5 protein-coding genes are annotated in these 6,630 nt (G+C 52.6%); 2 read left to right on the forward strand and 3 right to left on the reverse strand.

All coding sequences use genetic code 11. The annotated features are described in order from the left end of the window. Nucleotides 1-179: 179 nt before the first annotated feature. Genes hemG through KU854_RS24495 form a run of 3 tightly spaced genes read right to left on the reverse strand, consistent with a single transcriptional unit; the run spans nucleotide 180 to nucleotide 2,848 of the window. Nucleotides 180-704, reverse strand: coding sequence for a menaquinone-dependent protoporphyrinogen IX dehydrogenase (gene hemG, locus KU854_RS24485; RefSeq protein WP_218360836.1), 525 nt, complete (start codon nucleotides 702-704; stop codon nucleotides 180-182). A gap of 19 nt (nucleotides 705-723) precedes the next feature. Continuing rightward, a complete protein-coding gene (locus KU854_RS24490; protein ID WP_218360837.1) occupies nucleotides 724-2,181 on the reverse strand; it encodes a TrkH family potassium uptake protein in 1,458 nt (485 codons plus the stop codon). Between the two features lie 43 nt (nucleotides 2,182-2,224). Beyond that, a complete protein-coding gene (locus KU854_RS24495) occupies nucleotides 2,225-2,848 on the reverse strand; it encodes a YigZ family protein (protein ID WP_218360838.1) in 624 nt (207 codons plus the stop codon). Between the two features lie 254 nt (nucleotides 2,849-3,102). On the opposite strand from KU854_RS24495, the gene fadB reads away from it, so the two are divergent. Beyond that, complete coding sequence (fadB, locus tag KU854_RS24500) at nucleotides 3,103-5,286, forward strand: fatty acid oxidation complex subunit alpha FadB (RefSeq protein WP_218360839.1); 2,184 nt, start codon at nucleotides 3,103-3,105, stop codon at nucleotides 5,284-5,286. A gap of 27 nt (nucleotides 5,287-5,313) precedes the next feature. Beyond that, entirely contained in the window at nucleotides 5,314-6,477 is a 1,164-nt protein-coding gene (gene fadA / locus KU854_RS24505) for an acetyl-CoA C-acyltransferase FadA (protein WP_218360840.1), read from the forward strand. The last annotated feature ends 153 nt before the right edge of the window (nucleotides 6,478-6,630 follow it).

The raw sequence follows: 6,630 nt of genomic DNA on the forward strand, positions 1-6,630 counted from the left end.
TTATTTCGAATCAATTTTGAGGCTTTTCGCCGTACCGATTCAGTGAGTGTTTCCGCAGAGGAAGCCGCTCTCCGTGTCGGTGAAGCGGCATTATAGGGAGGTTCAAAATCTTGGCAAGGGCTTTTTTTCAGTTTTCTATTAAAAATAGCGCGTTCGTTCACTTTTCGCCCAAAGCACTATTAAAGTGAACGAAACTTGCTCGCAAACGCCTTTACTCTGCCCCAATTGGTGTATTCCACTTCCTTCGTAGCGTCAGTTTCACCTCCAGTGATTTTCATAATGAACTGGATCATAACCCTGTCGAAGAAGCGGTAACGGGGATAATAGAGCGCACCTGCAAATACATCGAGCAACTGAGGCTGCCAAGGAGAAATGGTCAGGAACTTCTTCACATAGACACTCCCCTCTGTCGTATCTTTACCTGGCTTTCTCGCCGTAAGGTTCACGCAGAAAAATGCGGCTTTCTTTTCATTAAGCTCAGCAAGGTTGGTTTCAATAAATTGGTATAGCTTCTTATTCAAATGGCCATAGCGAATAGATGCACCAATCAGAACCTTATCGTAGCGACTCCAATCAATGGCCGGCATGTCATGGAGATCCACCAGCGTGCACTGATATTCCTCGGCCAAATCGTTTTCGATAGCACGAAGGATTTTGACTGTCTGCCCTTCACGGCTTGAATGAAGTAGAAGCGCCTTTTTCATCATTATTCCTATTGAGCGATTAGCTACGCCAGAAGGTCGGCGTGAACAAAACCAATAAAGTGAAGATTTCCAAACGGCCAAACAGCATAGAGATAATCAATACCCATTTTGCGCTGCTGTTTATATCACCAAAGTGAACGGCAACCTCCCCCAGACCTGGCCCCAGGTTATTCAGCGTCGCCGCAACGGCCGAAAACGCTGTTAATTCATCTATGCCAGTCGCAATCAGGGCCAGCATACAAAGTACAAAAACCAGAGCGTATGCAGAGAAAAATCCCCATACCGCATCCACCACCTGTTGCGGTAATGCCTTGTTCCCCACTTTAATGGTGTAAACCGCTCTTGGGTGAACAAGACGTTTTAACTCACGTGAACCTTGTAGGGAAAGCAACAAGATTCGGATCACCTTCATACCACCGCCGGTCGACCCCGCACATCCCCCTATAAAAGAGGAGAACAGCAAAAGCACCGGCAAGAACAAGGGCCACTCAGAAAAACCTGTCGTGGTATAGCCGGCAGTGGTGGATATAGAAACGGTCTGGAAGATCGCTTGGTTAAAGGCTTCAAACTTGGTGTCGTAGACATCATGGTTCAGCAGCATGCCAAAGACGATAGCCAGCAAAATCACCTGAATCAGGATAAAGGAACGGAATTCCGGATCTTTGAAGTAGAAGCCAGGATGCAGCTTACCACTGGCAAACGCCGCAAAGTGGAGCGAGAAGTTACACGCCGAAATAAAGAGGAACAGCACGGTAATAAAGTTGATGGCCGGGCTGTTAAAATAACCAATACTTGCATCGTGCGTGGAAAACCCACCGATAGCGACTGTCGAGAAGCTGTGGCTAATTGCATCGAACACCGACATCCCAGCCGCCCAGTAGGCGGAGGCACAGGCAATCGTAAGTGCTAAGTAGATATACCAGAGCGCCTTAGCGGTTTCTGCGATCCTTGGCGTCATCTTGCTGTCTTTCACCGGTCCGGGAATTTCGGCGCGGTAAAGCTGCATACCACCGATACCGAGCACCGGCAAAATGGCGACTGCCAAAACAATGATCCCCATACCACCGAACCATTGCAGTAGCTGTCGGTAGAAGAGCACCGCTTTGGGCAGGTTATCCAAACCAACAATGACGGTTGCACCCGTGGTTGTCAGGCCGGAAAAGGATTCAAAAAAGGCATCGGTCACTGACATGTTGGGCTGTTCGGAGAGCATAAAGGGCACCGAACCTGCGCTTCCGATTACCGTCCAGAACAGGACAACAATCAAAAAACCATCGCGCGCTTTAAGCTCGTGCCGGTAACTGCGGTTTGGAAACCACAGCATTGCACCGCCAGACAGGAGAAGGAAGAAAGTGAGAACAAAAGGAAAACCTTCACCATCACGATAGATAAATGCCACCAATGCTGGTGCCAGCATGGTGATACTGAAGAGGGCAAGAAGTAGCCCCACAATCCGAATAATTGAGCGAAATTGCATAGCCTGAGACGGCTCATCCTTATATTCAGGGTTGAGCCTGAATTTAGTTGTTATTTAGCCCGGCCACGCTGACCTGACCACGGGAACGATTAACGATTTCCGCAGCGATCTGTTCGGCACTCCGTGCATCCACTTCCACTGTCATCACCACATTATGGCTGAATTCAGTATTAACCTGAACCGCGTTGTGGGAAGCCAGTATCGATTCAATCAAGGCAATGTGAGGGTATTCACAGCTTACTGTGAACTGCACCGTAATTGCCTTTTCTTTCGTTGTCAGTTGCAGTAGCGCCTGTTGCACACCGCCGCCATAAGCTTTGACCAGGCCACCAGTACCCAGACGAATACCGCCGTAGTAGCGGGTCACCACTGCCGTGATCTCTCCAACCCCGCTGCCCGTCAACTGTGCGAGGATAGGTTTCCCCGCCGTGCCAGACGGTTCACCGTCATCGCTGAACCCCCAGCTCATAGAATCATCAGGACGCCCGGCAACGAATGCCCAACAATTATGGCGTGCATCTGCATGCTTGGCTTTTATCTCCGCAACAAACGCTTTGGCACTGTCGATACCCGGCGTATGCGCAAGATAGGTAATAAAGCGGCTCTTTTTGATCTCTTCTTCCGTTACCACGGGAGAGAGCGGGATCAGATAAGGCGCGTTGTTCATGCAAACCACCAATAATTGAAAAGGCGCGGGATTTTAGCACAGCTCACTTCCCTGCCAATCACTCCCTTTTTCACCGTCATAGTGAAACCCTAAACACGAATAATTTTACCGCAACACCAAATTCAAACAAGCGTTTAACATTTTGGTTGCATTTTGGCCCAGCGCGGCTCAGACTAACTATTGCTGGTCTTACCACGCCCCCTACCACTAGGTAAACCTAACCAGACAAAGATCTGGCAATACGGAGATAGAACATGATTTACCAAGGTGACACCCTGTCCGTGCGCTATCTGGATGATGGCCTCGCGGAACTAAATCTCGATGCACCCGGCTCTGTGAATAAATTCGACCTTTCCACGCTGGAAAGCCTCAATCAGGCACTCAATGCGCTGGCACAGAAATCTGATGTTAAAGCCCTGCTGCTGACTTCTGCCAAATCCGCATTTGTGGTGGGCGCAGACATTACCGAATTCCTGGGGCTGTTTGCCAAGCCCGAAGAAGAGCTGTCGCAATGGGTTACCCATGCCAACGACATCTTTAACAAGCTCGAAGATTTGCCGTTTCCGACGATTTCGGTCGTCACCGGTTACGCCTTGGGTGGCGGTTGCGAGTGCATTCTGGCCACCGATTTCCGTATTGCAGACACCACAGCACGCATTGGCCTGCCAGAAACCAAGCTCGGCATCATGCCAGGCTTTGGCGGTACCGTTCGTATGCCGCGTCTTGTAGGTGCAGATACTGCGATGGAGCTCATCACCGCAGGCAAGGAAAGTAAAGCTGACGCAGCATTGAAGATTGGACTTGTGGATGCGGTCACCGCGCCGGACGATCTGCGCGATGCCGCCATTGCCCTTGCCAAACAGGCTATTGAAGGCAAGCTGGATTGGCAATCTCGCCGCGCCCAGAAAAAAGCGCCACTGCAACTGAACAAGATGGAAGCGACCATGAGCTTTACCATGGCCAAAGGCATGGTGGCTCAGGTAGCTGGCCCGCACTACCCGGCGCCGATGACCGCAGTGGTATCCATTGAAGAAGCAGCGCGCCTGGATCGCAACGGTGCACTGCTGGTCGAAAACAAACACTTTGTGAAACTGGCGAAAAACCAGGTCACCCAGGCACTGGTGGGGATTTTCCTCAATGACCAGTACCTCAAATCCAAAGCCAAGCAAGCTGCGAAAGAAGGTAAAGCCACTGAGCGCGCCGCGGTATTGGGCGCAGGCATCATGGGCGGCGGTATCGCGTACCAGTCAGCCAGCAAAGGCGTACCGGTGCTGATGAAAGACATCAGCCAGGCGTCGCTCGAAACCGGCATGAAAGAAGCTTCAAAACTTTTGAACAAACAGCTGGAGCGTGGCCGCATCAACGGGATGCAGATGGCGGATGTGCTGGCATCCATTACCCCGAGCCTGCACTACGCCGGTATTGAACACGCCGATGTCGTCGTAGAAGCCGTGGTAGAAAATCCGAAAATCAAAGCTGCGGTGCTTAGCGAAGTGGAAGGCATGCTGCCTGACGATGCCGTACTGACCTCCAATACCTCGACGATTCCTATCGATATGCTGGCGCAGTCACTCAAGCGTCCACAAAATTTCTGCGGCATGCATTTCTTTAATCCGGTTCACCGCATGCCACTGGTAGAAGTTATCCGCGGCAAGGACACTTCGGAAGAAACCGTCGCCCGCGTGGTGGCCTATGCTGCCAAGATGGGCAAGAGCCCGGTCGTGGTCAACGACTGCCCGGGATTCTTCGTTAACCGCGTGCTGTTCCCGTATTTTGGCGGCTTCAGCATGCTGCTGCGTGACGGCGCTGACTTCACCAAAATCGACAAAGTGATGGAGAAGAAATTCGGCTGGCCAATGGGTCCGGCGTACCTTCTTGACGTGGTGGGTATCGACACCGCCCATCACGCGCAAGCTGTGATGGCGGAAGGTTTCCCTGAGCGCATGGCGAAAAGCTACCGCGACGCCGTAGACGTGATGTTTGAAAACAACCGCTACGGCCAGAAAAACAGTGTCGGCTTCTACAAATACTCAGTCGATCGCAAAGGCAAACCTAAAAAAGAGGTGGATGCCGATGTGGCGGGATTGCTGGCTCCTGTACTGGGTACGGCTCCTGTACTGGGTACGGCAACCGACTACAGCGACGAAGCGATCATCAACCGCATGATGGTACCGATGATCAACGAAGTGGTGCGTTGTCTGGAAGAAGGCATCATCGCTACCCCTCAGGAAGCAGACATGGCGCTGGTTTACGGCCTTGGCTTCCCTCCATTCCGAGGCGGTGTGTTCCGCTATCTGGATACCATTGGACTGGCGAACTATGTCGCGATGGCAGATGAACTGGCCAACCTTGGCCCTGCCTATGAAGTACCGCAAGGTCTTCGCGAGAAAGCCGCCAAAGGCGAAGGGTATTTTGATGCCCAGCGACAGTCTGCCTAACCACAAGGATTTGAGAGGGAATATAAAATGAAAAACGTCGTGATTGTCGATTGCATCCGAACCCCGATGGGCCGCTCGAAAGGCGGCGCCTACCGCCATACCCGCGCAGAAGATCTGTCCGCGCACCTGATGCGCTCGCTGCTGGTGCGTAACCCGCAGCTCGACCCAAACGAAATTGAAGATATTTACTGGGGCTGTGTGCAGCAAACCCTGGAGCAAGGTTTCAACATCGGCCGTAACGCCGCGCTGCTGGCGGGCATTCCCCACTCAGTTGCCGCCACCACAGTCAACCGTCTGTGTGGATCTTCCATGCAGGCGCTGCATGACGCTACCCGCGCCATCAAAGTCGGTGATGCAGACATTTGTATTATCGGCGGCGTCGAGCATATGGGTCATGTGCCAATGACCCACGGTGTCGACTTCCACCCTGGCATGTCAAAGTCTGTCGCCAAAGCAGCAGGCATGATGGGTCTGACAGCAGAAATGCTGGGACGTATACACGGCATCAGCCGTGAGCAGCAAGATGCCTTTGCGGCCCGCTCCCACCAGCGCGCCTATGCTGCGACGGTTGAAGGGCGCTTTAAAAATGAAATCATGCCGACCGAGGGGCACGATGACAAAGGCGGCCTGTTCCTGATGGAAAACGATGAAGTGATCCGCCCGGAAACCACGGTCGAAACCCTGTCCAGCCTGCGTCCAGTGTTCGATCCCGTCAATGGCACAGTAACGGCGGGTACTTCCTCCGCACTGTCTGACGGCGCTTCCGCCATGTTGGTGATGAGCGAAGAGAAAGCCAAAGCATTGGGCCTTCCGATCCGTGCCCGCGTTCGCTCCATGGCGGTCGCGGGTTGCGATCCCTCCATCATGGGTTACGGCCCGGTACCGGCAACGCTTAAAGCAATGAAACGTGCTGGCGTGACCATGGATGACATCGGCATGGTTGAGCTCAATGAAGCCTTTGCAGCCCAGTCACTGCCTTGCGCCAAAGATTTGGGACTTCTGGATAAAGTGGACGAGAAGGTAAACCTGAATGGCGGCGCGATTGCCCTTGGCCACCCATTGGGCTGCTCGGGCGCGCGCATCTCCACCACCCTTATCAACCTGATGGAACACAATGACGTCGAGCTGGGGCTTGCCACCATGTGTATTGGCCTTGGTCAGGGGATCGCCACCGTGTTTGAACGCGTTTAGACACAGGAAAAGAAACAGCCGGGTAGTTAGCCTAATGCCAGTCAGTTAAGCTGACTGGCTTTCTTTTTATTGGGGTATTTCTTTGCCTTAGGCTTCACGGCTCTCGGGTATATTCGATCTTCTCGCTTAATGGGCAACACATGATGTATCGCC

This window comes from Enterovibrio paralichthyis (genome assembly GCF_019209835.1).
In the GTDB taxonomy this organism is placed as follows: Bacteria; Pseudomonadota; Gammaproteobacteria; order Enterobacterales; family Vibrionaceae; genus Enterovibrio; species Enterovibrio paralichthyis.